General features: G+C 61.7%; 24 protein-coding genes. 15 read left to right on the top strand and 9 right to left on the bottom strand.

The window, feature by feature from the left end; translation table 11 throughout:
• The first annotated feature begins 119 nt into the window (after window positions 1-119).
• Entirely contained in the window at window positions 120-1,301 is a 1,182-nt protein-coding gene (locus AB7535_RS22670) for a glycosyltransferase family 4 protein (RefSeq protein WP_439037359.1), read from the top strand.
• Window positions 1,302-1,409: 108 nt separating this feature from the next.
• Here AB7535_RS22670 and AB7535_RS22665 read toward each other — a convergent pair whose 3' ends face one another.
• The 4 genes from AB7535_RS22665 to AB7535_RS22650 all read right to left on the bottom strand — a co-directional run bounded on the left by AB7535_RS22665 (window position 1,410) and on the right by AB7535_RS22650 (window position 5,761).
• On the bottom strand, window positions 1,410-1,706 hold the full coding sequence (locus AB7535_RS22665; RefSeq protein WP_439036883.1) for a hypothetical protein: 297 nt from the start codon (window positions 1,704-1,706) through the stop codon (window positions 1,410-1,412).
• 255 nt (window positions 1,707-1,961) lie between these two features.
• Window positions 1,962-3,281, bottom strand: a complete 1,320-nt coding sequence (locus AB7535_RS22660) for a lipopolysaccharide biosynthesis protein (RefSeq protein WP_439036882.1) — start codon at window positions 3,279-3,281, stop codon at window positions 1,962-1,964.
• A gap of 141 nt (window positions 3,282-3,422) precedes the next feature.
• Window positions 3,423-4,721 (bottom strand): hypothetical protein, encoded by a 1,299-nt coding sequence (locus AB7535_RS22655; protein WP_439036881.1) that lies wholly within the window; start codon window positions 4,719-4,721, stop codon window positions 3,423-3,425.
• A 98-nt stretch (window positions 4,722-4,819) separates the two neighbouring features.
• On the bottom strand, window positions 4,820-5,761 hold the full coding sequence (locus tag AB7535_RS22650) for a glycosyltransferase (RefSeq protein ID WP_441279798.1): 942 nt from the start codon (window positions 5,759-5,761) through the stop codon (window positions 4,820-4,822).
• Between the two features lie 134 nt (window positions 5,762-5,895).
• Between AB7535_RS22650 and AB7535_RS22645 the strand changes: the two genes are divergently transcribed.
• The 3 genes from AB7535_RS22645 (at window position 5,896) to AB7535_RS22635 (ending at window position 9,194) form a co-directional block, all read left to right on the top strand.
• Window positions 5,896-7,245 carry a glycosyltransferase gene (locus AB7535_RS22645; RefSeq protein ID WP_439036879.1) on the top strand — a complete coding sequence of 450 codons (1,350 nt, stop codon included), beginning with the start codon at window positions 5,896-5,898 and terminating at the stop codon, window positions 7,243-7,245.
• A gap of 444 nt (window positions 7,246-7,689) precedes the next feature.
• Window positions 7,690-8,622 (top strand): NAD-dependent epimerase/dehydratase family protein, encoded by a 933-nt coding sequence (locus tag AB7535_RS22640; RefSeq protein ID WP_439036878.1) that lies wholly within the window; start codon window positions 7,690-7,692, stop codon window positions 8,620-8,622.
• Window positions 8,622-9,194, top strand: a complete 573-nt coding sequence (locus tag AB7535_RS22635; protein ID WP_439036877.1) for a sugar transferase — start codon at window positions 8,622-8,624, stop codon at window positions 9,192-9,194. The genes AB7535_RS22640 and AB7535_RS22635 overlap by 1 nt, the downstream gene beginning before the upstream one ends.
• A 37-nt stretch (window positions 9,195-9,231) precedes the next feature.
• On the opposite strand, the gene AB7535_RS22630 is transcribed toward AB7535_RS22635, so the two are convergent.
• Complete coding sequence (locus AB7535_RS22630) at window positions 9,232-10,113, bottom strand: NAD-dependent epimerase/dehydratase family protein (protein ID WP_439036876.1); 882 nt, start codon at window positions 10,111-10,113, stop codon at window positions 9,232-9,234.
• A 243-nt stretch (window positions 10,114-10,356) separates the two neighbouring features.
• Here AB7535_RS22630 and AB7535_RS22625 point away from each other — a divergent pair, with 243 nt between their 5' ends.
• On the top strand, window positions 10,357-11,142 hold the full coding sequence (locus AB7535_RS22625; protein ID WP_439036875.1) for an O-methyltransferase: 786 nt from the start codon (window positions 10,357-10,359) through the stop codon (window positions 11,140-11,142).
• 130 nt (window positions 11,143-11,272) lie between these two features.
• Here AB7535_RS22625 and AB7535_RS22620 read toward each other — a convergent pair whose 3' ends face one another.
• Window positions 11,273-11,557 (bottom strand): hypothetical protein, encoded by a 285-nt coding sequence (locus tag AB7535_RS22620; protein ID WP_439036874.1) that lies wholly within the window; start codon window positions 11,555-11,557, stop codon window positions 11,273-11,275.
• Window positions 11,558-12,083: 526 nt separating this feature from the next.
• On the opposite strand from AB7535_RS22620, the gene AB7535_RS22615 reads away from it, so the two are divergent.
• From AB7535_RS22615 to AB7535_RS22590, 6 genes are all read left to right on the top strand, one after another.
• Window positions 12,084-13,274 (top strand): ABC transporter substrate-binding protein, encoded by a 1,191-nt coding sequence (locus AB7535_RS22615; protein ID WP_063982179.1) that lies wholly within the window; start codon window positions 12,084-12,086, stop codon window positions 13,272-13,274.
• 134 nt (window positions 13,275-13,408) lie between these two features.
• A complete protein-coding gene (locus AB7535_RS22610; protein WP_007612509.1) occupies window positions 13,409-14,278 on the top strand; it encodes a branched-chain amino acid ABC transporter permease in 870 nt (289 codons plus the stop codon).
• An 8-nt stretch (window positions 14,279-14,286) separates the two neighbouring features.
• Window positions 14,287-15,315: a branched-chain amino acid ABC transporter permease gene (locus AB7535_RS22605; protein ID WP_439036873.1), complete on the top strand. Its 1,029-nt coding sequence runs from the start codon at window positions 14,287-14,289 to the stop codon at window positions 15,313-15,315.
• Window positions 15,312-16,067 (top strand): ABC transporter ATP-binding protein, encoded by a 756-nt coding sequence (locus tag AB7535_RS22600; protein ID WP_071912046.1) that lies wholly within the window; start codon window positions 15,312-15,314, stop codon window positions 16,065-16,067. The genes AB7535_RS22605 and AB7535_RS22600 overlap by 4 nt, the downstream gene beginning before the upstream one ends.
• The gene (locus tag AB7535_RS22595; RefSeq protein WP_439036872.1) at window positions 16,060-16,776 is read left to right on the top strand and encodes an ABC transporter ATP-binding protein; all 717 of its coding nucleotides are present in this window, start codon (window positions 16,060-16,062) and stop codon (window positions 16,774-16,776) included. The genes AB7535_RS22600 and AB7535_RS22595 overlap by 8 nt, the downstream gene beginning before the upstream one ends.
• A 20-nt stretch (window positions 16,777-16,796) precedes the next feature.
• Window positions 16,797-17,915, top strand: coding sequence for a cobalamin-independent methionine synthase II family protein (locus AB7535_RS22590; protein ID WP_439036871.1), 1,119 nt, complete (start codon window positions 16,797-16,799; stop codon window positions 17,913-17,915).
• A 173-nt stretch (window positions 17,916-18,088) separates the two neighbouring features.
• Here AB7535_RS22590 and AB7535_RS22585 read toward each other — a convergent pair whose 3' ends face one another.
• The 3 genes from AB7535_RS22585 to AB7535_RS22575 all read right to left on the bottom strand — a co-directional run bounded on the left by AB7535_RS22585 (window position 18,089) and on the right by AB7535_RS22575 (window position 21,765).
• The gene (locus AB7535_RS22585; protein WP_439036870.1) at window positions 18,089-18,817 is read right to left on the bottom strand and encodes a site-2 protease family protein; all 729 of its coding nucleotides are present in this window, start codon (window positions 18,815-18,817) and stop codon (window positions 18,089-18,091) included.
• The gene (locus tag AB7535_RS22580; RefSeq protein WP_439036869.1) at window positions 18,814-19,743 is read right to left on the bottom strand and encodes a DUF2167 domain-containing protein; all 930 of its coding nucleotides are present in this window, start codon (window positions 19,741-19,743) and stop codon (window positions 18,814-18,816) included. Before AB7535_RS22580 ends, AB7535_RS22585 begins: the two co-directional genes overlap by 4 nt.
• Before the next feature lie 315 nt (window positions 19,744-20,058).
• Complete coding sequence (locus tag AB7535_RS22575) at window positions 20,059-21,765, bottom strand: caspase family protein (RefSeq protein WP_439036868.1); 1,707 nt, start codon at window positions 21,763-21,765, stop codon at window positions 20,059-20,061.
• A 166-nt stretch (window positions 21,766-21,931) separates the two neighbouring features.
• On the opposite strand from AB7535_RS22575, the gene AB7535_RS22570 reads away from it, so the two are divergent.
• The 4 genes from AB7535_RS22570 (at window position 21,932) to AB7535_RS22555 (ending at window position 26,676) form a co-directional block, all read left to right on the top strand.
• The gene (locus AB7535_RS22570; RefSeq protein WP_038957543.1) at window positions 21,932-23,287 is read left to right on the top strand and encodes a hypothetical protein; all 1,356 of its coding nucleotides are present in this window, start codon (window positions 21,932-21,934) and stop codon (window positions 23,285-23,287) included.
• Between the two features lie 62 nt (window positions 23,288-23,349).
• Entirely contained in the window at window positions 23,350-24,546 is a 1,197-nt protein-coding gene (gene metK / locus AB7535_RS22565; RefSeq protein ID WP_439036867.1) for a methionine adenosyltransferase, read from the top strand.
• Between the two features lie 125 nt (window positions 24,547-24,671).
• Window positions 24,672-26,093 carry an adenosylhomocysteinase gene (ahcY, locus tag AB7535_RS22560; RefSeq protein WP_063982186.1) on the top strand — a complete coding sequence of 474 codons (1,422 nt, stop codon included), beginning with the start codon at window positions 24,672-24,674 and terminating at the stop codon, window positions 26,091-26,093.
• A gap of 163 nt (window positions 26,094-26,256) precedes the next feature.
• Window positions 26,257-26,676, top strand: coding sequence for a nuclear transport factor 2 family protein (locus AB7535_RS22555; RefSeq protein ID WP_439036866.1), 420 nt, complete (start codon window positions 26,257-26,259; stop codon window positions 26,674-26,676).
• The last annotated feature ends 31 nt before the right edge of the window (window positions 26,677-26,707 follow it).

Here is a 26,707-nt window from a genome sequence, read left to right as displayed (position 1 = left end):
GATATAGCGCCGGACGCCGCCGGTCGTCCGCACCGTAAGATAGCCTGATTTGGTGCTCCTTGAAGTTGCTCGTCGTCAGCCAGTACTTTTGGCCGGAAAATTTCAAGATCAACGATCTTGTGGAAGATCTCGTGGCCCGAGGTCACGAGGTCACGATCCTGACCGGGACGCCCAGCTATCCCAATCGCAGCGGATTTGCCGATTTCTACGCTGCGCCCGAACGGTACGAGCGGTACAAGGGCGCGCGGATCGTCCGCGTTCCTCTGCTGGCGCGATCTGCCGGGCCCGGGCTATTGCTGAACTATCTAAGCTTCGTCGTGACTGCGACCGTTCTCGGTCCAATCAAGCTCCGATCGACGCCATTCGACTGCATCTTTGTGTTCGAGCCGTCGCCGGTCACGGTCGGCATTCCGGCGATCCTGCTGCGTCGGCTGCGCCGGGTGCCGATGGCCTTCTGGGTGCAGGACCTGTGGCCTGAAACGCTGTCTGCCATCGGCGCGGTGACGTCGCCCTGGTTGTTGGCGCCGATTGGTCGTTTGGTCCGGTTCATATACAATCGCTGCGATCTGATCCTGGCGCAGTCGCGCAGCTTTGTTCCGCGGATTGCCGGCAATTGCGATCATCCGGAACGCATCGTCTATTTTCCCAACTGGGCTGAATTGATCTATGAGGCGCGCGATCAGGCAGCGGCGCCCGAGGTTCCGCCGGCGCATGGCAAATTCACGGTGATGTTTGCCGGCAACATCGGTGACGCGCAAGACTTTCCCGCGATTCTCGACGCCGCCGAGCATTTGCGCGATCGCCCGGATTTCCGCTGGGTCCTCGTTGGCGACGGCCGCATGTCCGATTGGGTCGCTTCCGAAATCAGTCGTCGTGGCCTTGGTGACCTGGTCTTGATGCTTGGACGGTTTGCAGTCGAACGGATGCCGTCATTTTTTCGCTGCGCAGATGCACTGCTCGTCTCATTGAAGCCGGAGCCGGTGTTGTCCTCGACGATTCCTGCCAAACTGCAGACCTACCTCGCTGCTGGTGCTCCAGTTCTCGCGATGCTGGACGGCGAGGGAGCGGCGCTGGTCCAGCAGGCAGGAGCAGGTCTCGTCTGCTCCGCCGGTGATGCGAAAGGACTTGCCCATGCCGTCGTGCAGCTCGCGGGTTTGACGCCGGATGAGAGGCGCGCGATGGGAACGCGCGGACGTGATCTTGCAGCTGCCGAATTCGATCGCAAGAAGCAGATCGACAAGCTCGTCAGCTGGTTGTCCGAATTGCGTTATTCGGGTGACGGGAAGCGGGCAGCGCGTTGATGGGAGCAGCTTCGACCAGCGAAGCTCATCTCCGATCCATACGTCGCGGCTCAGACCAACAATGCGTCCGAAATGTTCACCAGCTCCGCGATCTTTTGCGATGTGATCTCACTTCGGGCGAACGATGGTATACCGCCTGCCGTTTGTGTTGGGGTTGGTGGCGTCGCTGGCCGAGAAAATGATTCCGATCCCTCGCCAATGCGAAAATCGTCCGCCGCCGATCTTGTTGATATCCTCGTGCGAGCTGTGCGCGGGCCCGAGCGGCTTTTCGTTCTCGTAGATCACGATCGGAGACCTCGCCGCTTCGTCGGCGGAGTCAGCGAGCTGATCAAGCGATGCGATGTACTCCGTTGATGCCTGATACGCTTGCCCATCGCCGTCAAACTTTGCGAATGGCGCGAGCATGAAACTCCGGATCACTGGCGGATCCAGCCGCGGAGTGTAGGAATATTTCAGGTAGATCGCGACCGGAAAATACAGTGCTAGCACCCCCAGCACTAGCGTTACCGTCCTCGAGAGCGTCCCGGATTGCATGGGCGCAGGATTACCAGAAACAGTTTGATGGGGCAATCGACCGATTATCAGCAGTGCGTTGACCGGATTCAACCCAAGGCGGACGACTGGATTGCGCTGTCTTCGTCGATGCTCTGAATTTCACCGTCATTCCGGCAACGTGCTTCGCAAGCTCTTCGGCGTGTGAGACAATAGCCGACCGACACGCAAGGGGTTTATCAGCCTTGCATTCGCGATGAGCCCGAAAAATTTCCTGACGAGAAGGACATTCACGAGCGCTTGCACGGTCGAACTTGCGGCATATACGGCCGCCACGCCCAAGATCCCGAAATTGAACATGGCCCAAACAGCCAGCAGCACCGTCACGCTCGCGATGATCAACGTGCTCACCATTGCGACTTTCTGTCTGCCCAGCAGAATGAGCACGTAACCGGCAACGCCGCCAGCTGAAAACATGACTTGGCCAAGTCCCAGGATGAGCGCGGCGCCGAAGGTCTGCGAATACGCCTCTCCCCAGATCGTCAATATCAAGCTTCGTCCGAAGCCCGCGAACGGGATAAAACCAACAAGCGCTGCGAATGTCGCGCCGGTGGCTGAAAGAGTTAGCAGCCACTGCAAGTACAAGCGGCGGTGACACGCCCAATTCGTCACAATATGGGGTAGGATCGTGAGCGATACAATCGTGAGCGGGACCGCAAACAGGCCGCCTATTCTCAAAGCCAGTCCATAGCACGCGACGTCGGCGGGGTGGCCGCCGAGCCCCACGACCCAAATGTCGAGCTGGGACGCGGCAACGAAACTCATGGCGGTTACGAGATTTGGCCAGCTTTCCGCGAGGATGTCCGACGGGGGCGCCGGTGTGATCGGCACCCGCTGCCACGCACGCATCGTTTGTTCCAATTGCACCAGTCCGAGCACGATCCCGGCTATGGCCGCGAGCACGCTGGCGGTCAGAAGGTGCGAGATGGACAGGGGGACCTTGAAAGCGAGCGCAAATACGAGATAGGCGCTGACGATCAGTCCCTGAAGGGCAGGCAGAAACGAAGCAGCCACCATGCCGTACAGCGCACGATGGATTTCTGCCAGCACGCCAAGTAGAGCGCCGGCTGCGATCATTGGTATTATGAGCGGAACGAGATTCCAGATCTGCGGGCTCAATGGGTTCGCAGCCGGGCCGAAAGCGAATGCACAAATCCCGACCAGGCATCCGACAGTCAGGCCGGAGATGATGGATATCTTTATCGTTTCGATGGCGACGGTCCGGGCTCGTCCCGTGTCTCCAACCGCCATCGCGTGTGAGACGATCCCGGGGATCGTCACGGGCAGCCCCAATTGAGCGAGGACAATGCTCACACTGATGATGGCTTGGACGAAAAAGAACACTCCGACATCGTGCAAACTCAGGCCCAGCGGGAGCAGCAAGCCGATCCCGGCGCCGGTCGCTAGTTGGAGGACTTTGCCGGCCATGGCCGTGCCGCCCGATCGGGCCGCATTTCCTCCGCTCGAAGGTCCGTCCGTCTGGCGTTTGCGTAAGAAGGTCACGGCCGCATCTCTATGATCCGTTGCCCATGCTGTCGACGTCTGCCCCTGACTTGGCACGAAAGCTGGCTAGAGCTGATCCTTGGCGGAGTGATGATCCAAAGCGGCGGACGCCGAGGGCGACGTTCTGATGGGACTTAGCCGGAAAAAACCGGCAACGAAAATCAGGAATAGCACTAGGAAGCCGAGAAGCGTGTCGGCCGACTGCAACAGCTGATTGTTGGCCGGAAAATACAAGACCATCGTGTTCAGCAGATAAAACATGGATAAGGCAACGACGGATCCTGTCATCAAGAGATTGCGCCATACCAGGCCATAAAGGGCACCAATCATCAGAACGACGAACAATGAACCCGATACGCCGAAATCCGAGATGAACCAGGTGAACGCGGAGTGCCAGGTTGTCCAGAGACTCCAATCGTATTTCTGTTCAATGACCGGAAGAAGCGTATGGAAGTACCAGCTGTCGCCAAGAAGGACCCTGGCCTTCCTCAAGATGACCAAGGAGTTGGTAAGTCCCAGCCCGAGTCCATAGTCGGTTTCTGCCAGCGCGAGGGAAAGTCCATAGTAGCCGACGCCGAGATATCGCGTCACGGTCTCGTAGCCCGGGTACAGCGCCGGCGGAAGGATTCCGTAAATCGCTCCGGATCTCTGCGCGTCAAGATTCAAAGGCGTGAAGTGGCCTATGTTCGAGGCGGGATCGCGGAACGAGATGAAGAAGACGAAGATCCACAAGAACAAGGCCGTGCCAACGACTGCGGAGGAGAGCAAGATCCAGATCGTGCGCCGTGAGGTCAGTCCTGAAAAGAGATAATAGAGCCCAAAGGTCAGCGGCAGCAGCACCGACAATTGGAATAGACCGCGATTAACGCCGATGTGCGTGTAGACCAGCAGAAAAGTGAGACAGGCGAAGATGTACGCAATCCGGTAGGGCCACCCTAGCCGACGCCAATGCTGAATTGCTCCGGTCAGCGCAAGAAAGAAGAGCGGGCTGAACAAGGCGAACGCATACTCGAAGTAGGTCCACCATCCTCGCGTGAAGTTCCTCGCAACGAAGATATCGTAGTTGTAGTTCGCGCGCGAGAGCTGAAGCGAAACCGGTGGAAGGAGCGAGTCGGTTCGCGCCACGGACAAGATCAGCACGCTGAGAACCATGACCAGAATCGCAACTTTGATCGTTGCAGTTTCGCGATGACTTGCGATGGGCGATCGCCACGGAAGTGATGCGAGGGTGCCGCCGATCGAGCCAATGAAGAACAGGGCGATGGCTGCCGTGAGATAAAGGTAGACGTACTCCGGCTGTCGCACTGGCCAGGGCCATGGGCCGAAACGAAAGGCCAGGACTGTCAATGCAAGATAGATCGTCATGGCAACTGGCGCGCCGGCCAGCCGAAGGACACTGAGACGCTCGGGAGTCCTAAAAGCCATGTGCACCGATCTTTGTGACGATAGGAATCATGACGACATCAGCTGGTGCGTCGAAAGCGTCCAAACAGGCGGGCGATCGGTTGCTTGAGCTGAGGGGGGATCACCGCGCGAACGAGTCTCGACATCGCCTTCAGGTTGAGGCTTGCAGGATCGTATCTGTAGGCGGTCATGATTGACCGGGCGAACCGGGTCAGCTGACCGTTGCGTAGATGTCCGCGAGCTGCAACGAGGTTGGCGTTGGCTACCGCAAGGTTCTTGCTGGCCCGAAGCGAGCTGGGACAAAACGGGCCATCGAAGAACTTGTCCGCGACGTAGATGAACTCATCGACCAGCTTGTCCGACACGATTCCGCTGATTGAAAGAGATCCGGAATGGACCCTATACAGCGCCAGCACCTCTGAATTGAAATCGATGCGGCCAAGACACCCCACCCGCATCCAGAATTCGCGATCTGGTCCGAGCTTGCAGTGAGGGTCCCACCCGCCGACCGCGTCATATACGCTGCGACGAAATATTGCGCCTGGGCCAATGTAACACTCCTGTTCGATCACGAGTTCGGCCAGGGAAAACGGCCGGCCCCCGCGCTCCCTGACGACCCTGCCGTTCTGATCGATCAGATTCGTGTTTGGGAATGTTGCGACCGCCTCAGGTTCCGCTTCCAGATGCTTGACTAGGGTGGTGACCGCGTCCGGGAGCAGGATGTCGTCGTCGCTCAGGTAACCGAGATATGTTCCGCTTGATGCGCCCCAGCCTGCGGTCAGAGCTGCGACTTGTCCGGCGTTCGATTGTCGCAAGACTTTGACGCTCGGAGGAAGCGTCGCGAGATACTCTCCGGTCGAGTCGGTCGAACCATCGTCGACGATGATGAATTCGATATTGCGATAGCTTTGATTGAGGACCGAGTTCACCGTCTCCGGCAGATATTTGGCGCGGTTATAGGTGGGCGTCACTAAGCTTATCAGTGGCAGTTCCGTCAACATATATCTCCAACTTTGTCCCTGCCACACCCGAAAGTTGCCGGTGATCCGTGATTACTACAGGCTGGCTATCTGGCGCAATTCCCAGTAAATCATCGAGCTTAGTCTTGCGACTTTCGGCCTTGGGGCGACCCGTCGTGCTTCGCGACCGCCGTGGTTGCGGTCAGCTGGCCGGCGATGGTCTCCGTCGCGCGACTGACACATTCGCCTGGATTCGAGATCGCGTTCCTTTTGGAAGGGAATATTCCGCGCTTGACGTTGCCAAATGTCGATATTGCCGCGACAGTATCGTTCACTTCCGGCGCGTGAACCAGATCATCATGAAAGTCTTGGCATTTAACAGGCACTATCTGCCGGGCTTCAAAGCGGGTGGTCCGATCAGATCGCTGGCGAACATGGCTGAAGCGCTCGGCGACGAGATCAGATTTTTCATCGGGACAACTGATCGCGACCTGGGGGACGCCGAACCGTATCCGGAGGTTGATACGAGTGCCTGGATCAGGATCGGCAAGGTCGAGGTTCGATATTTTGCACCCGGAGCCGTTTCCATCCGAGCCATCCGCGCCCTGATTGACGAGGTTCGGCCTGACTGTATTTATCTCAACAGCTTTTTCGACCCGATCTTCAGCTTGCGCGTCTTGGTCGCTCGGCGAATAGGTCTTATTCCACGCATACCATTGCTTCTTGCGCCGCGTGGAGAGTTTTCGCCCGGGGCCTTGACGCTCAAGAGCCTGAGGAAATTGGCCTACATCAAAAGCGCCTCGGTGTCTGGGCTGACTCGGGATGTCATGTGGCATGCTTCGACCGCAATCGAGGCTGACGATATTTCCCGAGCGATGTCGATCGGCTCGTCTTCGATCGCAATCGGATCTGATCTGGCCACCGCGCCGCCTTCAAATGCCGCTTCAGCGTGGAGTCCACGTGAGAGTGCTAGTCCGTTTCGCCTTTGTTTCTTGTCCCGCATATCGCCCAAAAAGAATCTGACCGGCGCGTTGCGGGCGGCCGGCCTCGCGAAGGCGAGCATCGTTTTCGATATCTACGGGCCGAAGGAGGACGAGACCTATTGGGCGGAATGCCAGAAGCTCATCGACGGGCTGCCACTGCATGTCCGTGTCACCTATCGCGGGGAAGTCGCGCACCAGGACATCGCGTCGGTCTTTGCCGGCTATGACCTGTTCTTGTTTCCGACGTTAGGCGAGAACTACGGGCACGTCATTTTCGAGGCAATGAGCGTCGGGCTCCCTGTGCTCACCAGCGATCAGACCCCGTGGAACGATCTGCGCGAAGCGGGCGCGGGATGGGCAATTGCGCCGGACCCGAGCACCGTCGCGGCTTGTATAGATGAGGCGGCGCATTGGACGTTGGCCGAACAGTCCGCGGCGAGATCTGCGTGCATACGATATGCTGAACTAATCTTGCAGGATTCGCAAAGCATCGAGCAGAACCGTCAGTTGCTTTTTGCCGCCGCGAGGATTGGAGGAGGATGATCGACCTCCATGTCCGATCTCTCGTGAACTCCGGCGCAATGCAGCGCGCGCAACGGCGTTCCAGAGCCCCGGGGCGGCCAATGATACCTCTGGCCCGGATGATCGCCGGGCCGCGCGGGAACTCGTCGTCGGCTGATCGTCGCTCCAGGGTAGGTAAGCCGACGCCAAGATCTGTTGGCAAATATCCTGGGGATTAGAGCCGGACTGGCTGTTGGTTCACGACGATGGAACATATTTCAGCGATTCTGTGCGCGACCGGGATTCTTGGCCGACGATGCTTCGGCTGATTCGTGGCAGGATTGCAGACGGGCCCGCCAATGGCGCTGGGCCGCGGCCAATCCAGCTCATCAGAATGGTTCGGGCGGTCGTATCGGACCTTTACCGTGGGTTGCGTATCCGCTTTAAGACATTCGGCGGAAGCTGTGAGCGCGTCAGGACAATAGGATGCCGTTTCGGATACTGGTCACCGGCTCATCAGGCTTCATCGGCGGGGCGGTCTGTTCCGCCTTGTCGTCCGCCGGGCATCATGTCAGGGCGGCGTCGCGCAAGCCGGGCAGAGTGGGGAACAATCTGGAATGGGTGAAATTGCCCGATCTCGAAACCCAGTTGGACTGGCATCCGCTCCTTGAGGGCATCGACATCGTCGTGCATCTGGCCGCAATCGCCCACCGGAGCCGCGTCGATAGCGGCAACTACACGCGAGCCAATCGTGTTGCGACAAAAGGCTTGGCAGAGGCCTGTCGGCATCACGCGATCAAACGCTTGATTTTCATGTCGTCCATCGGTGCCCAGGCGGGCTCGGCGGCGGATGGCCTCGTTACGGAAAATGACAAGGCGTGCCCGGTCACGGCTTACGATCGAGCAAAGCTCGAGGCGGAAGAGGAAATTAAACTCTCTGGCGTGCCATTTACGATTCTCAGGCCCGTGATCGTCTACGGGCCGGGAGCCAAGGCCAATATCGCGTTGATCGTCCGTATTGCGGCGCTGCCTATTCCGCTGCCCTTTGGAGCGTTCCGCAATCGACGCTCTCTTCTATCAATTAAGAATCTGTCAGAAGCAGTCTTGTTCTGTCTCAGTGGATCCGCCACGCTGAACCAGACCTTCATCGTTTCCGATCCGGAGCCCATCACTATCGCTGAAATCTTTGCCACGCTAAGGGAAGGAATGGGACGTTCGCCTGGACTAATTTCGATACCGCCGCAGGCACTCAAAGCCATGGTGATTGCAACAGGGCGCCGGTCGCTTTGGGATCGAATCGGGCGGGAGCTCGTTGCAAGCTCTGCCAGCTTGCAGAAGGCTGGATGGTCTCCTCGAGTTGAGACCAAGGCGGGCCTCCGTGCCATAGTCGAGCCGCCGTCGGATCGTTGGAGTGATTGATGAAGCGGGCGTTCGATTTTGCAGCCTGCGCGCTGTTTCTTTTGATTTCCTGGCCGGTGCTCCTCGTAATCGCCATCGCCATTCGGCTTCAGAGCCCGGGTGCAGCGATCTTTGCGCAGGTTCGCGTCGGAAAAGGCGGGCAGCCATTTACCTGTTACAAGTTCCGGACGATGTGTGCGGGAACCGCGAATGTTCCTACCCATCAGGTCGAGGCGTCCTCGGTCACCGCGCTCGGTCAGTATCTTCGGCGTTTCAAGGTCGATGAAATCCCGCAGCTCTACAACGTGCTGGCTGGCGATATGAGTCTCGTCGGACCTCGGCCTTGCTTACCGTCCCAGGTGGCCCTGGTTGAGGCGCGCAAGCGATTAGGCGTCCTGACGGTTCTGCCTGGCATTACGGGCCTTGCGCAAAGCCGGGGTATCGATATGTCGGACCCCAAGCGTCTGGCTGAAGTGGATGCCGAATATATCCGTAGACAAAGCTTTGCCGGAGATCTGAAGCTGATCTGGTCGACCCTTCGCGGGCATGGTGTCGGAGTCGATCGTGTCGTTCGGGACAAGACCTCTGGTTAGCAACACCAGGCAGCCGAACCCTGCGTTCAGATGACGATCAAGACGGTTTCTTGACGCGCGATTGATCAAACAACGGGTGAAAAGTCCGAGGCTTCCAGCCGAAATCCTGTGATGCAGGCCTCGAATCGAAAATCATGTCTTTCGTCATGCGAGTGCCCATCGCCACGTTCGCACCTGGAAAGAGTGGTTTCGCGAAAACGAAGGCGGCCTTCCAGAGGGCCGCTGGAATCGAGACGGTTCGTTGGGGTATCCCCATTCCTTCGAAAATCCGGCCTATCATTTCACGATAAGTCAGCGTCTCGCCGCCGGGGAGCGAATAGAACTTGTTCGCAGCGGAAGCGGCTGATGCTGCTGCAATGGCTCCGACGGCCAGGTCCTCTGCATGCACCGGCTGTCGGAGGCCCGAGCCACCGCCGACCAGCGGCATGAAGCCAAATCGTCGTATGAGGCGCGAGAGCGGCGTAATGTTGGTGTCACGGCCGGGGTCGTAGATCAATGTCGGACGCAAGATCGTCCATTCGACATCGTTGCGTACGCAAGCTAGCACGATCTTGTCTTCAGCCTCGGCGAGCCTTCCTAACAACTCCCGCTCTTCGGCGACCTCGCTATCTCGCTTGGTCATGACACTGGTGGAGCTGAATACGACGATCCGCTTCAGCGAAGGATTGAAGATATGGGGAAGCGCGTCCGCCAACAGAATAGCATCGGCGGTACAGTAGAGGGTCGTGAACGCCGAGAAGTTCAGGGCTTCGGGCCTTACGAGGTCACCGCAAAACCAGTCGACGTTTGCAGCGCTCTTTCGTGATCTGGAGAGGGCGAGCGGCCGTTGTCCGCTCTGCAGCAGCAGCCGGAGAATATGGCCGCCGACCAGCCCCGTGGCGCCAATAACCAGGCATCTTTCTGCGTCCGCCGAACTCATTCTGGAAATCATTGCTGAATGATCCAGAATCGCACGTCCAGAAAACAGCGTCCAGTGACGCCTTTGCAGATTTGACCGAATGAAGGTTCCCCTTGTTCGTTTTGCAATTGCTCAAACTCCGGTTCGTCAGGACTGCGGTAATGATCGCGGCAACATTGTAGACCTCAGGGTGTTATTCTATTATTCGACCGCAGTGAGATCTGATCGCAACAAGCTAGGGGTATGACAGTGGCTTTGTCGAATATGCTGGATGTCGTCAAGATCAAGCTGTTCCCTCCGAACTATGACGCATGGATCGCCAAAAGCCACAAGTACAAGGAGCGCCTTGCTTCGTCAGGGGCGGCCTATGCAGACCAGTGGCGGCCGCTGGATCGTCTCAGTTTTGCCGACTACAGCGGTGACATCATCAACGCGTCCCACCAGCACCTTGCTGACGCGCCGCTCGGTCATCAGGGCGTTGAATTCCTGATCGAGCTCGGCATCACCGGCTATTTGCGGCGGGGCGATGCGCTGAAGCTTTATGATCTGGCGTTCCGAGCCCCCGGAGATATTCTGGAGGCTGGCACCAACAAGGGACTATCGACCTCGATCCTGGCGCAGGCCGTTCATGATCGAGGCCACGGCTCCATCGAGACAATCGAGCTGGACCGCGAAAACAGCTCTGAAGCCGAGCGGAATCTAACAGGACGCCCAGGCAGCGAGAGCGTGACATTCATCGTCTCGGATGCGACACGACGCATGAGCGAGCTTGCTGCGGAGGGGAAAAAGTACGGCTTCATTTTCATCGATCACTGGCACGGATATCAAGCTACGATCGATGCCGCCGAACTCACCAAAAAACTTCTGGCCGACGGCGGTTTCGTCATGTTTCACGATTTCCTCGATCCCGGGAATGCGGATCGGCGACACGTGTATGGTGTCTACCAGGCAGTGCTCGACCGAATAGTTGACGATGATCGCTTTTCCTTTGCGGGCGTCTCCGGCTGTTGCGCGATCTTTCAGTATAGTGGTGTTCAAAACGCTCTGTAGCGCCTGAGAAGCTGCCAAGGTTTGCGAACGGTTATGAGGGTGGCGAACCACAATCCGGCGGACGTCTTCAGCGCCCAGGAGTGGCCAAGCTTCGCCGTCCGGTCATGATCGCGCCTGATCGAAATCCGCTCTAGCGAACCGCTTCCCGGGCGGGGTTTGTGCCGGTCGGCTGCTCGGCTTGCCCTTCCTTTGGCCGCTCAGCGGCTGGAAGTTGGCGCAGGCGTTGGCGCTCCTTCATCCAGGCATCGTACTCCGGGGTGCCCGCCCGTGGCGGTGCGTCGGCCGGCAGGCCGCCGGCCCATTGCGGGACGTAGTCGCCCACGCTGGCGGAGAGCTTTTCGTTGACGGTGCCGCAGCCGGACAGCCCCGCGGCGAGCGCTACGAGGGTGAGGACGGTGCGGAAGGGCTTGAGCATTGTGCGCGCGCGAATTCAGTCAGGTTGGACGCCGGGTTAGGCTGGCGCGGGAAGAGTAGTCTTCAACAAGGTAAAATAGACTTATTCGAGGTAGGTATTTGGCTACCAACTTGCAGTGAACCGAAGCCTCGCCGGTGTCCGAATTCTGCAAAAGAAAGACGAAATTCTCCATCCACGCGGCCGGCCGCTTTCTAGACTGTTGTGCCAAGGGGCGCGCGACAAACTGGCTTGGTCGGCGGCGGGGCTTTTTCGTTGACAGGTCCATTTTATTTGTACAATCGTACAAATAGGAGCGACCAGGATGGGGATGCTCGGGTTACCCGGACGTAACCACGGCATCGCTCCCTGTCGTCGGCAATCGGGACGCGCGGCTTGCGCCGAATGGTCGCCAAACGTCCGATTGACAATAAGGGCGCGAAAGACGCCATGTGGCGCGACATCGCGCGTGCGTGAGCTAGGGTTGAGCCAAGGACCGGGCACTCGGTCCGGCGCACAAGAGGTCAGGAATGAAGGGGAGGGACATCTGATGTTCGAACGGAAGACGTTTTCTTATAAGGTCTCTTGGACCGCAGCAGCGGCCGCCATCGCCGGCCTCGCGGCCATCGTGCCGGCCAAGGCCGAGGACACCGTCAAGGTCGGCCTGATTCTGCCGATGACCGGAGGTCAGGCCTCGACCGGCAAGCAGATCGAGAACGCGATCAAGCTCTACATGCAGCAGAAGGGCGACACCGTCGCCGGCAAGAAGATCGAGATCATTCTCAAGGACGACGCCGCGATTCCGGACAAGACCAAGACGGCCGCGCAGGAGCTGATCGTCAACGACAAGGTCAATTTCATCGCCGGCTTCGGCGTGACGCCGGCCGCGCTCGCGGCCGCGCCGCTCGCAACCCAGGCCAAGATCCCGGAAGTCGTGATGGCGGCCGGCACCTCCATCATCACCGAGCGCTCGCCCTACATCGTGCGCACCAGCTTCACGCTGGCGCAGTCCTCGACCATCATCGCCGACTGGGCGGTGAAGAACGGCATCAAGAAGGTGGCGACGCTCACCTCCGACTACGCGCCGGGCAACGACGCGCTGAACTTCTTCAAGCAGAATTTCACCGCCGGTGGCGGTGAGGTGGTCGAAGAGGTGAAGACGCCGCTCGCCAATCCCGATTTCGCGCCGTTCCTCCAGCGCATGAAGGACGCCAAGCCCGACGCGATCTTCGTGTTCGTGCCGGCCGGCCAGGGCGGCAACTTCATGAAGCAGTATGCCGAGCGTGGCCTCGACAAGGCCGGCATCAAGGTAATCGGACCGGGCGACGTCACCGACGACGACCTGCTCAACAACATGGGCGACGCCGTGCTCGGCACGGTCACCGCGCATCTGTATTCCGCGGCGCATCCCTCGCAGATGAACAAGGATTTCGTCGCGGCCTACAAGAAGGCCTACGGCAACCGTCCGGGCTTCATGGCCGTGAGCGGCTATGACGGCATCCACCTCATCTACGAGGCGCTGAAGAAGACCAATGGCGACACCGACGGCACCAAGCTGGTCGAAGCCATGAAGGGCCAGAAGTGGGAAAGCCCGCGCGGCCCGATCTCGATCGACCCCGAGACCCGCGACATCGTGCAGAACATCTACATCCGCAAGGTCGAGAAGGTCGACGGCGAGCTCTACAATGTCGAGTTCGCGACCTTCGAAGCCGTCAAGGATCTCGGCAAGACCAAGAAGTGACGCGCGAAAAGCGCGTCATCCCCGAGCGCGCTTAGCGCGCATCGGGGATCTCGACGTGATGGAAATGGATTCCGGGTTCAGCGCTGCGCGCTGCCCCGGAATGACGAGTGATTACCAGGGTTCACCCGCTTCCGATGACCTCTATCCTCACCAACCTGTTCGATGGCGTTGCCTACGGCATGCTGCTGTTCGTGCTCGCTTGCGGGCTTGCGGTCACGCTCGGCCTGATGAACTTCGTCAACCTCGCCCACGGCGCCTTCGCCATGGCCGGCGGCTATGTCTGCATGGTCCTGGTCAACCGGATGGGCTGGCCGTTCTTCGCTGCGCTGCCGCTCGCCTTCGTCTCGTCGGCTGCGATCGGCATCGTGCTCGAGCGAACGCTCTACCGCCATCTCTATGCGCGCAGCCATCTCGACCAGGTGCTGTTCACGATCGGTCTGACGTTCATGTCGGTCGCGGCCGTCGACTACATCCAGGGCTCGTCGCGCGTCTTCATCAACTTGCCGGCTGCGCTCCAGGGCCAGTTCGACGTGTTCGGCGTCGGCATCGGCCGCTACCGGCTGATGATCATCGTGATCTGCGGCCTGCTCACTATTGGTCTCCAGATGGTGCTGGCCAAGACCCGGTTCGGCAGCCGGCTGCGCGCCGCGGTCGATGATCCCCGTGCCGCGAGCGGCCTCGGCATCAACGTGCCGCAGGTGTTCGCCTTCACCTTTGCATTCGGTTGCGGGCTTGCCGGCCTCGGCGGCGCGCTGAGCGCCGAGATCCTCGGCCTCGATCCGTATTTCCCGCTGAAGTTCATGATCTACTTCCTGATCGTGGTCACCGTCGGCGGTTCGTCCTCGATCACCGGGCCGTTCCTGGCCTCGCTCCTGCTCGGCATCGGCGACGTCGCCGGCAAATATTATGTGCCGAAGATGGGCCCCTTCGTGATCTACACCATGATGATCGTGATCCTGATCTGGCGCCCGAACGGCCTGTTCGGCCGCACGGCCGCGCGTTGAGGCCGCCGATGAGCGCTTCCTCCGACGTCGGTTATCACGCCCAGCGCCACGCGCGCTGGCACTATGGCGAAGTCGCCTTCTGGCTCGTCGTGCTGGCCTGCGGCTTCGCCTTTCCCACGCGCTATCTGATCATGACTGACATCCTGCGGCTGGCGCTGTTCGCGATGTCGCTCGATCTCATCCTCGGTTATGCCGGCATCGTCTCGCTCGGCCACGCCGCTTTCTTCGGCGTCGGCGCCTACGCCGCGGGGCTTCTCGCCTTGCATGGGATCATCAGCGAGCCAGTGCTCGCGCTGATCGTCGCCGGCCTTGCCGCGATGGTGCTGGGTTTCGCCACCAGCTTCCTGGTGATCCGCGGCGTCGATCTGACCCGGCTGATGGTCACGCTCGGTATCGCGTTGCTGCTGGAGGCGCTCGCCGAGCGCTTCTCCAACATCACCGGCGGCACTGACGGCCTTCAGGGCATCGAGATGCAGCCGATCTTCGGCGAGATTGCGTTCGACATGTTCGGCAAGACCGGCTTCTTCTACTCGCTGGCGGTGCTGTTCCTGTTGTTCCTGTTCGCTCGCCGCGTCGTGCATTCGCCGTTCGGCCTGTCGCTGCGCGCGATCAAGAACAATCCGCTGCGCGCAGCCGCCATCGGCATCCCCGTCAACCGCCGCCTGATCGCGATCTACACGCTCGCGGCGTTCTATGCCGGCGTCGCGGGCGCGCTGTTCACCCAGACCACGGCGATCGCCTCCCTCGACGTGTTCGCCTTCGAGCGTTCGGCCGATTTGATGCTGGTGCTCGTCATCGGCGGGACCGGCTATCTCTATGGCGGACTGGTCGGCGCGGTGATCTTCCGTATGCTCCAGGAAGTGTTCTCCACCATCACCCCGCAATACTGGCAGTTCTGGATCGGCCTCGTACTGGTCGTGATCGTGCTGGTCGGCCGCCAGCGCCTGCACCGCTGGGTGCTCTATGTGCCCAACCTGGTCATCAAGCAGGTTGCCGGACGCAAGGCTGTCGTCGCTGTGCCGGAGAGCGACGCATGACCATTGCGCTCGAAACCCAGAACCTCGAAAAGACCTTCGGCGGCCTGCGCGTGACGCGGGACCTGTCGCTCAAGATCGAGCAGGGCGCCCGCCACGCGCTGATCGGCCCGAACGGCGCCGGCAAGACCACGGTCATCAACCAGCTCACCGGCGTGCTGAAGCCGAACTCGGGCCGGATCCTGCTCGAAGGCCAGGACATTACCGATCTGCCCGTGCACAAGCGCGTGCTGCGCGGCCTGTCGCGTACCTTCCAGATCAACCAGCTCTATCCCGACCTGACCCCGCTCGAGACCATCGGCCTTGCCGTCTCCGAACGCCTCGGCCATGGCGGCGACTGGTGGCGGCGGATGGGCACGCGGAGCGACGTCAATGGCGAGATCGCCGATCTCCTGAGGCGCTTCCATCTGCTCGACGTCATGAACGAAGAGACCGTGACGCTGCCTTACGGCAAGCAGCGCCTGCTCGAGATCGCGGTCGCGATCGCCGCCAAGCCGCGCGTGCTGCTGCTCGACGAGCCCGCCGCCGGCGTGCCCGAGAGCGAACGCCACGACATTCTCGCGGTCGTAGGCAGCCTGCCGCGCGACGTCACCGTGCTCCTGATCGAGCACGACATGGACCTCGTCTTTTCCTTCGCCGACCGCATCTCGGTATTGGTCTCGGGCGCGCTGCTCACCGAAGGTCCGCCCGACGTGGTCGCGCGCGACCCGCAGGTCAAGGCCGTCTATCTCGGCGAGGAGGCGGTCAATGTCTGACCTGCTCGCGATCGACGCCCTGCGCGCCGGCTATGGCGAGGCGGTGGTGCTGCCCAACATGTCCCTGCGCCTCGCCGAGGGGCAGGTGCTTGCGTTGCTGGGCCGCAACGGCACCGGCAAGACCACGCTGATCAATTCCATCGTCGGTGTCACCCGCCGCTTCTCCGGCTCGGTCGCGCTGGCCGGCACCGATGTCACGAGCTTGCGGCCCGATCAGCGGGCGCGGGCCGGCATTGGCTGGGTGCCGCAGGAGCGCAACATCTTCCGCTCGCTGACGGTGGAAGAGAACATGACCGCGGTGGCGCAGCCCGGCCCCTGGACGGTCGAGAGGGTCTACGAGATGTTCCCGCGGCTGAAGGAGCGGCGGAGCAATTTCGGCAACCAGCTCTCCGGCGGCGAGCAGCAGATGCTGGCGATCGGCCGGGCGCTGATCCTCAACCCGAAGGTCCTGCTGCTGGACGAGCCGACCGAGGGCCTCGCCCCCATCATCGTCGAGGAGCTTCTGAAGGCGATCGGCGCCATCACCCGGGCGGGCGGCATCTGCTCGATCATCGTCGAGCAGAACGCGCAAAAGATTCTGGGGCTCGCCGACCGTGTTGTGATATTGGAGCGCGGAACGATCGTCCACGACGCCCCGAGCGCCGCGCTGAAGGCCGACCCGTCGGTCCTCGAGCGCCACCTCGGCGTCGCAGGGGCGGCGGCCCACTAGAAATACGGGAGAGACAAGAAATGCAGCGAACCAAAGCCCCCTTCCGCGCCGACGAGGTCGGCAGTCTCCTGCGTCCGGCCAAGATCAAGGAAGCCCGCGTCAGGCTCGAGAAGGGCGAGATCTCGGCCGACGATCTGCGCAAGATCGAGGACTTGGAGATCGAGAAGGTCGTGCACAAGCAGGCCTCGATCGGCCTGAAGCTCGCGACCGACGGCGAATTCCGCCGCTCCTGGTGGCACTTTGACTTCCTGGCCAAGCTCACCGGCTGCGAAATGTTTCACCCGGACACGGGGATCCAGTTCGCGGGCGTCGAGACGCGGCATGATGCGGTCCGCGTGATCGGCAAGCTCGATTTCCCCGACGACCATCCGATGCTGGATCACTTCCGCTTCCTGAAGAAGTCCGCCGACCAGGCCCACGTCACCGCCAAGATGACGATCCCCTCGCCGGCGGTGCTGCACTTCCGCGGCGGCCGCAAGGCGATCTCCAAGGACGTCTATCCCGATCTCGACGCGTTCTACGAAGACCTAGGCAAGACCTACCGCAAGACCGTGAAGGCGTTTTACGATGCGGGCTGCCGCTATCTCCAGTTCGACGACACCGTGTGGGCCTATCTCTGTTCGCAGGACGAATTGAAGAAGGCGCGCGAGCGCGGCGACAATCCCGAGGGTCTCCAGCAGATCTATGCGCGCGTCATCAATTACGCGCTGGCCGAGAAGCCGGCCGACATGGTGGTGACGACGCATGTCTGCCGCGGCAATTTCCGCTCGACCTGGATCTCCTCGGGCGGCTACGAGCCCGTGGCCGAGACCATGCTGGCCGGCACCAATTACGATGGCTACTTCCTCGAATACGACTCTGACCGCGCCGGCGGCTTCGAGCCGCTGCGCTTCCTGCCCAAGGGCAACAAGGTTGTCGTGGTCGGCGTCATCACCTCGAAGTTCGGCGAGCTCGAGAAAAAGGACGACATCAAGCGTCGCCTCGAAGAGGCCGCCAAATTCGCGCCGCTGGAGCAGCTCGCGCTGTCCCCGCAGTGCGGCTTTGCCTCGACCGAGGAGGGCAACATCCTCTCCGAGGAAGAGCAGTGGGCGAAGCTCGGCCTTGCGGTCGAGATCGCCAAGGAAGTGTGGGGCCAATAAGGCTCCGCGCAGCCGTGAGTGACGGGGGCCTCTCCACACTCTCACTGTCATTCCCCGCGAAAGCGGGGAATCCAGTACGCCGGCCCCTCCGTATCTCACCGCTGTCTCTGGAATACTGGATCGCCCGGTCAAGCCGGGCGATGACAGCTGGGGCGAACGCGCGGCGCGCTTGACTACGGCGCCGTCCGCATCATCGGCCCCAGCATCTCGTGCACGTCATAGGTCATGACCGCGAGCAGGGCTGCGAGCGCGAGATAGGCGCCGCCATATTCGAGCTTGGTCTGGAGCGGCACGCCGTAATAGGCGACGTTCTCCGGCGCGTGCGGATCGTGCCGCCAGGCGCTGATCAGCTGCGGGGCCGCCAGGATCGCCACGATGAGCAGCATCGGGCTCGGCCGATACAGCATCAAGGCAACCAGGATCGGCACCCCGACGAACCAGATTCGCGGGCCGAGGACGGCCGTCACCCGGCCGCCATCGAGCGGTGAGATCGGCAGCAGGTTGAAGAGATTGAGGAACAGCCCCGCATAGGAGATCGCGAGCAGGAGGGCGCTGTCCTCCGATCTCGCCCACAGATAGACCGCGAGCGCCGCCGCTGTTCCGACCACCGGGCCCGCGATCGCCACATAGGCCTCCGTCTCGACATCGACAGGCTTGTCCTTGAGCGCGATCCAGGCACCGACGAATGGAATGAAGGTGGGCGCGCCGACGTCGAGGCCTCGCTGCCGCGCGGCGATGTAGTGCCCCATTTCGTGCGCGAACAAGAGTGCGATGATGCCCGCGGCGTAGCGCCAGCCCCAGATCGTCGCGTAGACCGCCAGAGACAGCAGCATGGTGCCGCCGCTGGTGGCGAGCTTTCCCCATTTCAGTCCGGAGAACAGCAGCAGGAAAAGCGTCTTCATGCGGCGCCGCCGGCGGAATCGTCGCGCGGCTTGCGGCGGAAGAATTTCATGACGCCGGCACCGGCCACTGCGAGGCCGAAGATGATGACTTTCGCGAATTTCAGCACGAAGGCGAGCGCCAGGGCAAACAGGCCGAGCTTCTTGGCGGCGACGCCGCCGACCAGCGCGAGCAGTCCGTATTCGGCGATGCGGTCGGTCGAGGCGCTGAAATCCTCGTAACGCTTACCGGATTGATAGGAGAGGTTGGCGAGCAGCTCGTGCGCCGCCCCCTTGTCTGTTGCGATCCGGCTCGAGTCCGACAGCAGGTTCAGGCTGAAATACCCGTCGCGCCCCAAAGCGTAGGTGTTGTAGTTGACGTCCTTGCGCGCGTCGTCCGGTGCGCCCTTGTCCTTGCCGAGGATCGACCAGACCAGCCGATGCGCCACGGCATCATATTTCGGCGGCTCGATCCAGCCGATCACCTCCATCTCGGGAAATCCGCGGGCGGCGCGGTCCTTGTTGGACTCTTCGACACCTTCCTTCAGGTTCTTCAGGAGATCGTCGGCGTTCCAGTCCTTGGCGGCATCATCCTTGATGTAGCCTTCCTTGATATAGTTGATCACCACCAGCCAGCGGTCGTTCTGACGGGTGCCGAGCACGAGGCCAACAAAATTCGTTTCGTGAACCGTGTTGCCGAGCGCGCGCATCACCCGTGCCGCTTCGGCCTTCGGCACGAAGAAGTCACCGGCCGGGATTTTCAGCGTCGCCTGGTCGATCAGGGGAATGTCGGCGGGGCCGGCCGTGCCCGCATTGCCGGCCGCCTGCCATGAGGCGGCCAGCTCCGCTTTGCGCGCTGCCTCGCTGGACGGAGCGTTTTGCGAGAGGCCGGGCTGTGCCCCGAATATGACGGACAGAATGATGCCGACAGCGGCGATGAATTTTCTCACAAGATTCCCCAGCGATCAGTACACCGATGCCCGGTGTTGCCGGCACTGTAGGATAACGATATGCGACAAAATAGAGCAGCCGCAGGTTGCGTGCGACTATCTCACGGGTTGTTGCAAATTTGGCGCGTTGGCGCGATGGCAGATGCTTCGTCCTCCGCTGTCATTCCCCGCGAAAGCGGGGAATCCAGTACGCTGCGGCTTCTCGGTGAATCACTGGTGTCTCGGATTACTGGATCGCCCGGTCGAGCCGGGCGATGACACCGAGTGAGTGGCGGGCAGCGTCGCACCTTTGAAAACCAGTGCGCTCACCCGCCCTCACTTCTCCGCCAGATAGACCTCGCCCAGCAGCGACGAGTTCGACCACGGCACCTGCTTGTTCTTCGTGCTCGAGACCACTTCCGCCCGCACGCGCGTCAGCATCTGCTGCACCTCCAGCCCCGGCGTGCCGAGATGGCGGGAGAGGGCGGCGGAGAACGGCGAGTTGGCGCCTTCGCCGTCGAGCGCGACCTGGCCCGGCGCGGTGGCGAACGCGATCAGCGTGCCCGCGCCCAGCGTTGCACCGGCGCCCAGGCTCGTTGGCGCTGCGAGGCCCGAAGCGCCCTCGATGCCTCGGTTGGTGCCGGCGGCTGCGACCTGCTGCGCCATCGGATTGTTGCGGCAGGCATCGAAGATCAAAATGTTGGTGCGGACCTGGTCGTCGAGGCCGGCCATGATCGTGTCCATGTCGATCATCGCCTCCGTCATGCCCGCGCCGGGCTTGAGCTCGACGTCGACGGGGATGAGATAGTTGCGGCCGTCGACCTGCACGCCGTGGCCGGCATAGTACACCAACGCGACCTGTGCCCGCGCCGCCTCGCGCAGGAAGTCGCGCGTCACTCTCTGCATCGCTGCGCGGTCGAGATCGATGCCCTCCGACACCGTGAAGCCGATGTCGCGCAGGCTCCTGGCGACGGCGCGCGCATCGTTGGCCGGATTGGGCAGCGCTTTCACATGCGCGTAGGCGCCATTGCCGATCACCAGTGCGAGCCGCTTGCCAGGCGTCGCCGGGGCAGGCGAGGGCGCAGGCGCCGCGCCCGTTTGCTGCGGGGCCGGCTGCGTCACCGGTGACGGCGCATCGCGCGGGATGGGGGTGAGCGCATCCGTCACCAGCGACAGCCGCACCTTGGCGGTCGCCTGGTTGGCCTTGCTGCCGGCATCGGACGCCACGATCGCCAGCGTCGCCTTGTAGTCGTCGCGCGCATGGGCGTAGTCGCCCTTCGCCTCATAGGCCAGCGCGCGGTGGATATAGCCGGAGATCAGCACGCTGTTCGGCGGCGTCATGATGTTGACGGGCGGTTTTTCTTTCGCAAGCCGGATCGCCTCGCTGCCGTCGGCAATGGCGCGATCGAGATCGCCCCGCACGCGCCAGATCGCGGTGCGATTGATCAGCGGCTGCGGCAGTGTCGGGTCGAGCCGGATCGCCTGGTTGATGTCGGCAAGCGCGCCGTCGAGATCGCCGAGCGCCTCCTTCGCGATGCCGCGGTTCTGGAACGAGAACGTCGATTTGGGCTGCAGCTTGATCGTGGCGTCGTAGTCGGCAATCGCCTTGGCGTAGTCGCCCTTGCCGCGCCAGGCGTTGCCGCGATTGTGGAAGATGGTGCCATCAGGCGGGCCGAGCTTCAGCGCATCGTCGAAATCGGCGATCGCGATGTCGTAGTCGCCCTTGTCGTAATAGGCCGATCCCCTGAGATTGTAGACCGCCTGGCTCGGCTGGAGCCGGATCGCCTCGGTGGTGTCGGCGATGACCTTCGAATAGTCGCCCTTCTTGTTCCAGCCCACCGCGCGCCAGAAATAGATCGTCGCGAGCTGCTCGCCTTTGAACACCTTCAGCGCCACGATCTTGTTGCAGGCGTCGATCATCTGGTCTGGCGGCGTGGTGTCGGTGGTGCAGAGCGGCCCGAGCTGGCTGCGCGCCTGCGCGAAGGCGGCCGCGGCCCACATGGTTGCCGTGAGCAGGCAGAGCGCGACGAGCAGGCGGCGCATGGCGATGGTCCCTTGAAGGAGAAGCGCTTGTTTGTTGCCCGGCGGTGCGCCGGGGTTCACGCGCTCGTCATTGGACGTGGGGTAAAGCCAAGAGAGGGTATTCCCTCGGTGGGCAGATTTTGCTACGACGCTGGTCCCAACAGTTCTGCCCACCGCTTTCCCACTCATGAAGAACGACGAAATCCTTAGCCAAATCACCGAGTTCTGCCGCAAGGCGGACATGGCGGAATCGACGTTTGGCCGGCGCGCGGTGAACGATGGGAAGCTGGTCCATCGCCTGCGCGAGGGAAAGCGCATCACGATCGACACGCTGGAGCGGATCCAGGCCTATATCGCCGCATCGACGACTGGCGGTCTGCCGCCGCCGCGGGGGCTCCAGGTGCCCCCGGAAAAACGCGATCCGCGCGGCAATTTCCGTTTCTTCGAGAACCGGCAGAAATACCTGTTGTTCGTCCACACCTGCAGCGAGAAGCGGGTGGTTGCCGAGCGCGTCGCGCTGGAGCTCGCCAGCATCCATCCGCGCCCCCCGGCGCTGCGCATCTTCGACGCGGGGGTCGGCGACGGCACGGTGCTGGCCCGGGTGCTGCGCGCAACGCACCAGCGCTACCCGCACATGCCGTTCTACGTCGCCGGCAAGGAGCTCAGCCTCGAGGACTTGCGGCTGACGCTGGAGAGGGTCCCGGACCGCATTTTCGAGCATCCGGCGTCGGTGTTCGTCTTCACCAACATGTTCTACTCCGAGGCGCCCTGGCTCACGCCGGCATCGCCTGCGGCGGCGGCGGCCACCGTCTGGCACGAGGTTCCGCTACGGGGCGCCTCGTCGGGCGAATTCGAGCAGCAGATCGCCGAGTTGAGGCCGTTCCTGGAACAGAACTGGCGCGCCGCGATCAGCCCGCGCACGGCCATGCCGCTCTACGAGCGGCCCGTCGTCCTGGTGCTCTACCGCGAGGACCACAGGTTCCTGCTGGATTCGACCATTCCGCGGCCGGGCCAGACCGAGGCCAATTTCGACCTGGTCATTGCATCCCAGCCCTACCGCGCCCTGTCCTCGGTCAATTTCCGGGCAAAACGGATCATTGCGCCGCTGGCGCGGGCGCTTCGGCCGGGCGGGCGCCTGATCGGTATCCACTCCCACGGTCACGATCCCGGCATGGAAATGATCCAGGCGATCTGGCCTGGAGAAAATCCTTTCGCGGTCAGCCGTCATGAGCTATTGCGCGCGGTAAAGTATGAGCTCGGGTCGTTGGGCCGTGACCTAAATTTTAATGCTTATGCGGACAACCGTTCGATCTTCAGGTATGATATGGAAGCGCTGCCCAACGAGGTGACGGGTACCATCGGAACCTCGACGGCCTTTGCAGCGTGGAATGCGGCGGTGTATGTGGCGCAGATCGAGGACGACCGATTGACAGAAATGACTCAAAACGGCCGCACTCTGGATGCCGCCCGGGACGTGCTGCGGAAGTACAACGGGCTCTGGTTTCTCGACGAGTCCTACGTCATCTCGCGACGGCGTGATTGACATAATCCAAGGTTAAACATCGCAAACGCCCGCCAGGTTAACGGCGGAACAAGGGGTTACTGATGCGCGCGTCCTATCTCTTCACCAGCGAATCCGTGTCCGAGGGTCATCCCGACAAGGTCTGTGACCGGATCTCCGATGAAATCGTCGATCTGTTCTACCGCGAAGGGCCGAAGGCCGGCATCGATCCGTGGCAGATCCGTGCGGCCTGCGAGACGCTCGCGACCACCAACAAGGTGGTGATCGCCGGCGAGACCCGCGGTCCCGCATCCGTCACCAACGAGCAGATCGAAGGCGTCGTGCGCGCCGCGATCAAGGACATCGGCTACGAGCAGGACGGCTTCCACTGGGAAAAGGCCGACATCGAGATCCTGCTGCATCCGCAGTCGGCCGACATCGCGCAGGGCGTCGATGCGCTGCAGCCGGGCGAGATCAAGGAAGAGGGCGCAGGCGACCAGGGCATCATGTTCGGTTACGCCACCAACGAGACGCCTGATCTGATGCCGGCGCCGATCTTCTACGCCCACAAGATCCTGCGCCTCATCTCGGAAGCGCGTCACTCGGGCCGCGAGAAGGTGTTGGGTCCGGACTCCAAGAGCCAGGTCACCGTGCAGTACGAGAACGGCAAGCCGGTCGGCGTGCGCGAGATCGTCGTGTCGCACCAACATCTGGTCGAGGACATCTCGTCGAAGCAGATCCGCGACATCGTCGAGCCCTATGTCCGCGAGGCGCTGCCGAAGGACTGGATCACGCCGAAGACCATCTGGCACATCAACCCGACCGGCAAGTTCTACATCGGCGGTCCGGACGGCGATTCCGGCCTGACCGGCCGCAAGATCATCGTCGACACCTATGGTGGCGCGGCCCCGCATGGCGGCGGTGCGTTCTCCGGCAAGGATCCGACCAAGGTCGACCGTTCGGCGGCTTACGCGGCGCGCTACGTCGCCAAGAACATCGTCGCCGCCGGTCTCGCCGATCGCTGCACCCTCCAGCTCGCCTACGCCATCGGCGTCGCGCGTCCCCTGTCGATCTACATCGACACCCACGGCACCGGTAAGGTGTCGGAGGACGAACTCGAGAAGGCCGCCGCCAAGGCGATGGATCTCACCCCGCGCGGCATCCGCAGCCATCTCGACCTCAACCGCCCGATCTACGCGCGCACCTCGGCCTACGGCCATTTCGGCCGCACGCCCGACAACGAGGGCGGCTTCTCCTGGGAGAAGACCGATCTCGTCGAAGCGCTCAAGCGCGTAGTCTAAGTACCAACGTCATTCCGGGGCGCCGCGACAGCGGCGAACCCGGAATCCTCATCCATCATGTCGAGATTCCGGATCGCCTCTTTGAGGCGATCCGGAATGACCAATTCAACAACAGGACCTCCGCTATGAATGCGAAGCCCGGCTTCACCGATTACATCGTCAAGGACATTTCGCTGGCCGACTTCGGCCGCAAGGAACTCTCGCTGGCCGAGACCGAGATGCCCGGCCTGATGGCCACCCGCGAGGAGTTCGGCCCGAAGCAGCCGCTGAAGGGCGCGCGCATCGCCGGCTCGCTGCACATGACGATCCAGACCGGCGTGCTGATCGAGACGCTGGCAGCCCTCGGCGCCGACATTCGCTGGGTCTCCTGCAACATCTATTCGACGCAGGACCACGCCGCCGCGGCGATCGCCGCCGCCGGCATTCCGGTGTTCGCCGTTAAGGGCGAGACACTCGCCGAATACTGGGACTACACCGCAAAACTGTTCGACTGGCACGGCGGCGGTCACCCGAACATGATCCTCGATGACGGCGGCGATGCCACCATGTACGTCCATCTCGGTCTGCGCGCCGAGAACGGCGACACCGCCTTCCTCGACAAGCCCGGCTCCGAGGAAGAGGAAGTCTTCTTCGCGCTCCTGAAGAAGCAGCTCAAGGAGAAGCCGAAGGGCTACTTCGCCGAGATCGCCAAGAGCATCAAGGGCGTTTCCGAAGAGACCACCACGGGCGTGCATCGTCTCTATGACATGCAGAAGGCCGGCACGCTGCTGTGGCCGGCGATCAACGTCAACGACAGCGTCACCAAGTCGAAGTTCGACAACCTCTATGGTTGCCGTGAATCGCTGGTCGACGGCATCCGTCGCGGCACCGACGTGATGATGTCGGGCAAGGTCGCGATGGTCGCGGGCTTCGGCGACGTCGGCAAGGGCTCGGCCGCGTCGCTGCGCCAGGCCGGCTGCCGCGTGATGGTGTCGGAAGTCGATCCGATCTGCGCGCTCCAGGCCGCGATGGAAGGCTACGAGGTCGTGACCATGGAAGACGCCGCCCCGCGCGCCGACATCTTCGTCACCGCGACCGGCAACAAGGACATCATCACGATCGAGCACATGCGCGCGATGAAGGATCGCGCCATCGTCTGCAACATCGGCCACTTCGACAACGAGATCCAGATCGCGGGTCTGCGTAACCTGAAGTGGACCAACATCAAGCCGCAGGTCGACGAGATCGAATTCCCCGACAAGCACCGCATCATCATGCTGTCGGAAGGCCGCCTCGTGAACCTCGGCAACGCGATGGGCCATCCGTCCTTCGTGATGTCGGCCTCCTTCACCAACCAGACGCTGGCGCAGATCGAGCTGTTCGCCAACAACAAGGACGGCAAGTACAAGAAGGAAGTCTACGTGCTGCCGAAGTCGCTGGACGAGAAGGTCGCGCGCCTGCACCTCGCCAAGATCGGCGTCAAGCTCACCGAGCTGCGCAAGGACCAGGCCGACTACATCGGCGTGAAGCAGGAAGGTCCGTACAAGTCGGACCACTACCGCTACTGAGATCGCATCCAGCTGCGACACGAAGGCCCCGGAGCGATCCGGGGCCTTTTTTTGTAGACTCATTGTGCTACGCTCGGAGGTAGAGCCAAAACAAGCCCGCCACTTCTGAAGCGGGTGGCCGCGTTTCCCACGTTCATTGTCAAATGCATATGGAGGGAATGCGATGTCCTGCGAAGCCAACGTTCAGTTGCTCAAAGAAGCTTATCGTCGGTGGAACGACAGCAAAGGCGGGAGCGTCGACTATTGGTTCGACAGCGTCATCGGCCCGCAGATCAAATTCGACTCGCTTCCGCAGGGGGCTCCGGCGGTGCCCTTTGCCAAGTGTTATGACGACCGCGCGCAGCTGCGTGGCTATTTCGACGGTCTGCTGGCTGACTGGAGCATGCAGTACTACACCATGAATGAATACGTCGCGCAGGGCGACGCTGTTTTCGCGCGCGGCTCATGTGCCTGGACCAACAAAAGGACCGGGAAGATCGCTGAGACCCCGAAGGTCGATTTCTGGCGTTTCAAGGATGGCAAGGCAGTGGAATTCTACGAGTATTTCGACACAGCCCTTGTCTACGGCGCTGCCACCGCCTGACGGTTGCAATTCGGCACGGCGTCGCCCATCC

This window comes from Bradyrhizobium sp. 956_D2_N1_4 (assembly GCF_052076025.1).
Taxonomy (GTDB): domain Bacteria; phylum Pseudomonadota; class Alphaproteobacteria; order Rhizobiales; family Xanthobacteraceae; genus Bradyrhizobium; species Bradyrhizobium barranii.
Note: the sequence above shows the minus strand (reverse complement) of the source record. Positions and strands in the feature narration are given on the sequence as shown.

Coding starts and splice junctions, on each gene's coding strand:
- AB7535_RS22555 (WP_439036866.1), top strand. CDS start 26,257: ATGTCCTGCGAAGCCAACGTTCAGTTGCTCAAAGAAGCTTATCGTCGG.
- AB7535_RS22615 (WP_063982179.1), top strand. CDS start 12,084: ATGTTCGAACGGAAGACGTTTTCTTATAAGGTCTCTTGGACCGCAGCA.
- AB7535_RS22635 (WP_439036877.1), top strand. CDS start 8,622: ATGAAGCGGGCGTTCGATTTTGCAGCCTGCGCGCTGTTTCTTTTGATT.
- AB7535_RS22650 (WP_441279798.1), bottom strand. CDS start 5,761: ATGTTGACGGAACTGCCACTGATAAGCTTAGTGACGCCCACCTATAAC.
- AB7535_RS22570 (WP_038957543.1), top strand. CDS start 21,932: ATGAAGAACGACGAAATCCTTAGCCAAATCACCGAGTTCTGCCGCAAG.
- AB7535_RS22620 (WP_439036874.1), bottom strand. CDS start 11,557: ATGCTCAAGCCCTTCCGCACCGTCCTCACCCTCGTAGCGCTCGCCGCG.
- AB7535_RS22665 (WP_439036883.1), bottom strand. CDS start 1,706: ATGCTCGCGCCATTCGCAAAGTTTGACGGCGATGGGCAAGCGTATCAG.
- AB7535_RS22660 (WP_439036882.1), bottom strand. CDS start 3,281: ATGGCCGGCAAAGTCCTCCAACTAGCGACCGGCGCCGGGATCGGCTTG.
- AB7535_RS22655 (WP_439036881.1), bottom strand. CDS start 4,721: ATGACGATCTATCTTGCATTGACAGTCCTGGCCTTTCGTTTCGGCCCA.
- AB7535_RS22600 (WP_071912046.1), top strand. CDS start 15,312: ATGACCATTGCGCTCGAAACCCAGAACCTCGAAAAGACCTTCGGCGGC.
- AB7535_RS22605 (WP_439036873.1), top strand. CDS start 14,287: ATGAGCGCTTCCTCCGACGTCGGTTATCACGCCCAGCGCCACGCGCGC.
- metK (WP_439036867.1), top strand. CDS start 23,350: ATGCGCGCGTCCTATCTCTTCACCAGCGAATCCGTGTCCGAGGGTCAT.
- AB7535_RS22595 (WP_439036872.1), top strand. CDS start 16,060: ATGTCTGACCTGCTCGCGATCGACGCCCTGCGCGCCGGCTATGGCGAG.
- AB7535_RS22625 (WP_439036875.1), top strand. CDS start 10,357: ATGCTGGATGTCGTCAAGATCAAGCTGTTCCCTCCGAACTATGACGCA.
- AB7535_RS22585 (WP_439036870.1), bottom strand. CDS start 18,817: ATGAAGACGCTTTTCCTGCTGCTGTTCTCCGGACTGAAATGGGGAAAG.
- AB7535_RS22610 (WP_007612509.1), top strand. CDS start 13,409: ATGACCTCTATCCTCACCAACCTGTTCGATGGCGTTGCCTACGGCATG.
- ahcY (WP_063982186.1), top strand. CDS start 24,672: ATGAATGCGAAGCCCGGCTTCACCGATTACATCGTCAAGGACATTTCG.
- AB7535_RS22575 (WP_439036868.1), bottom strand. CDS start 21,765: ATGCGCCGCCTGCTCGTCGCGCTCTGCCTGCTCACGGCAACCATGTGG.
- AB7535_RS22590 (WP_439036871.1), top strand. CDS start 16,797: ATGCAGCGAACCAAAGCCCCCTTCCGCGCCGACGAGGTCGGCAGTCTC.
- AB7535_RS22630 (WP_439036876.1), bottom strand. CDS start 10,113: ATGAGTTCGGCGGACGCAGAAAGATGCCTGGTTATTGGCGCCACGGGG.
- AB7535_RS22640 (WP_439036878.1), top strand. CDS start 7,690: ATGCCGTTTCGGATACTGGTCACCGGCTCATCAGGCTTCATCGGCGGG.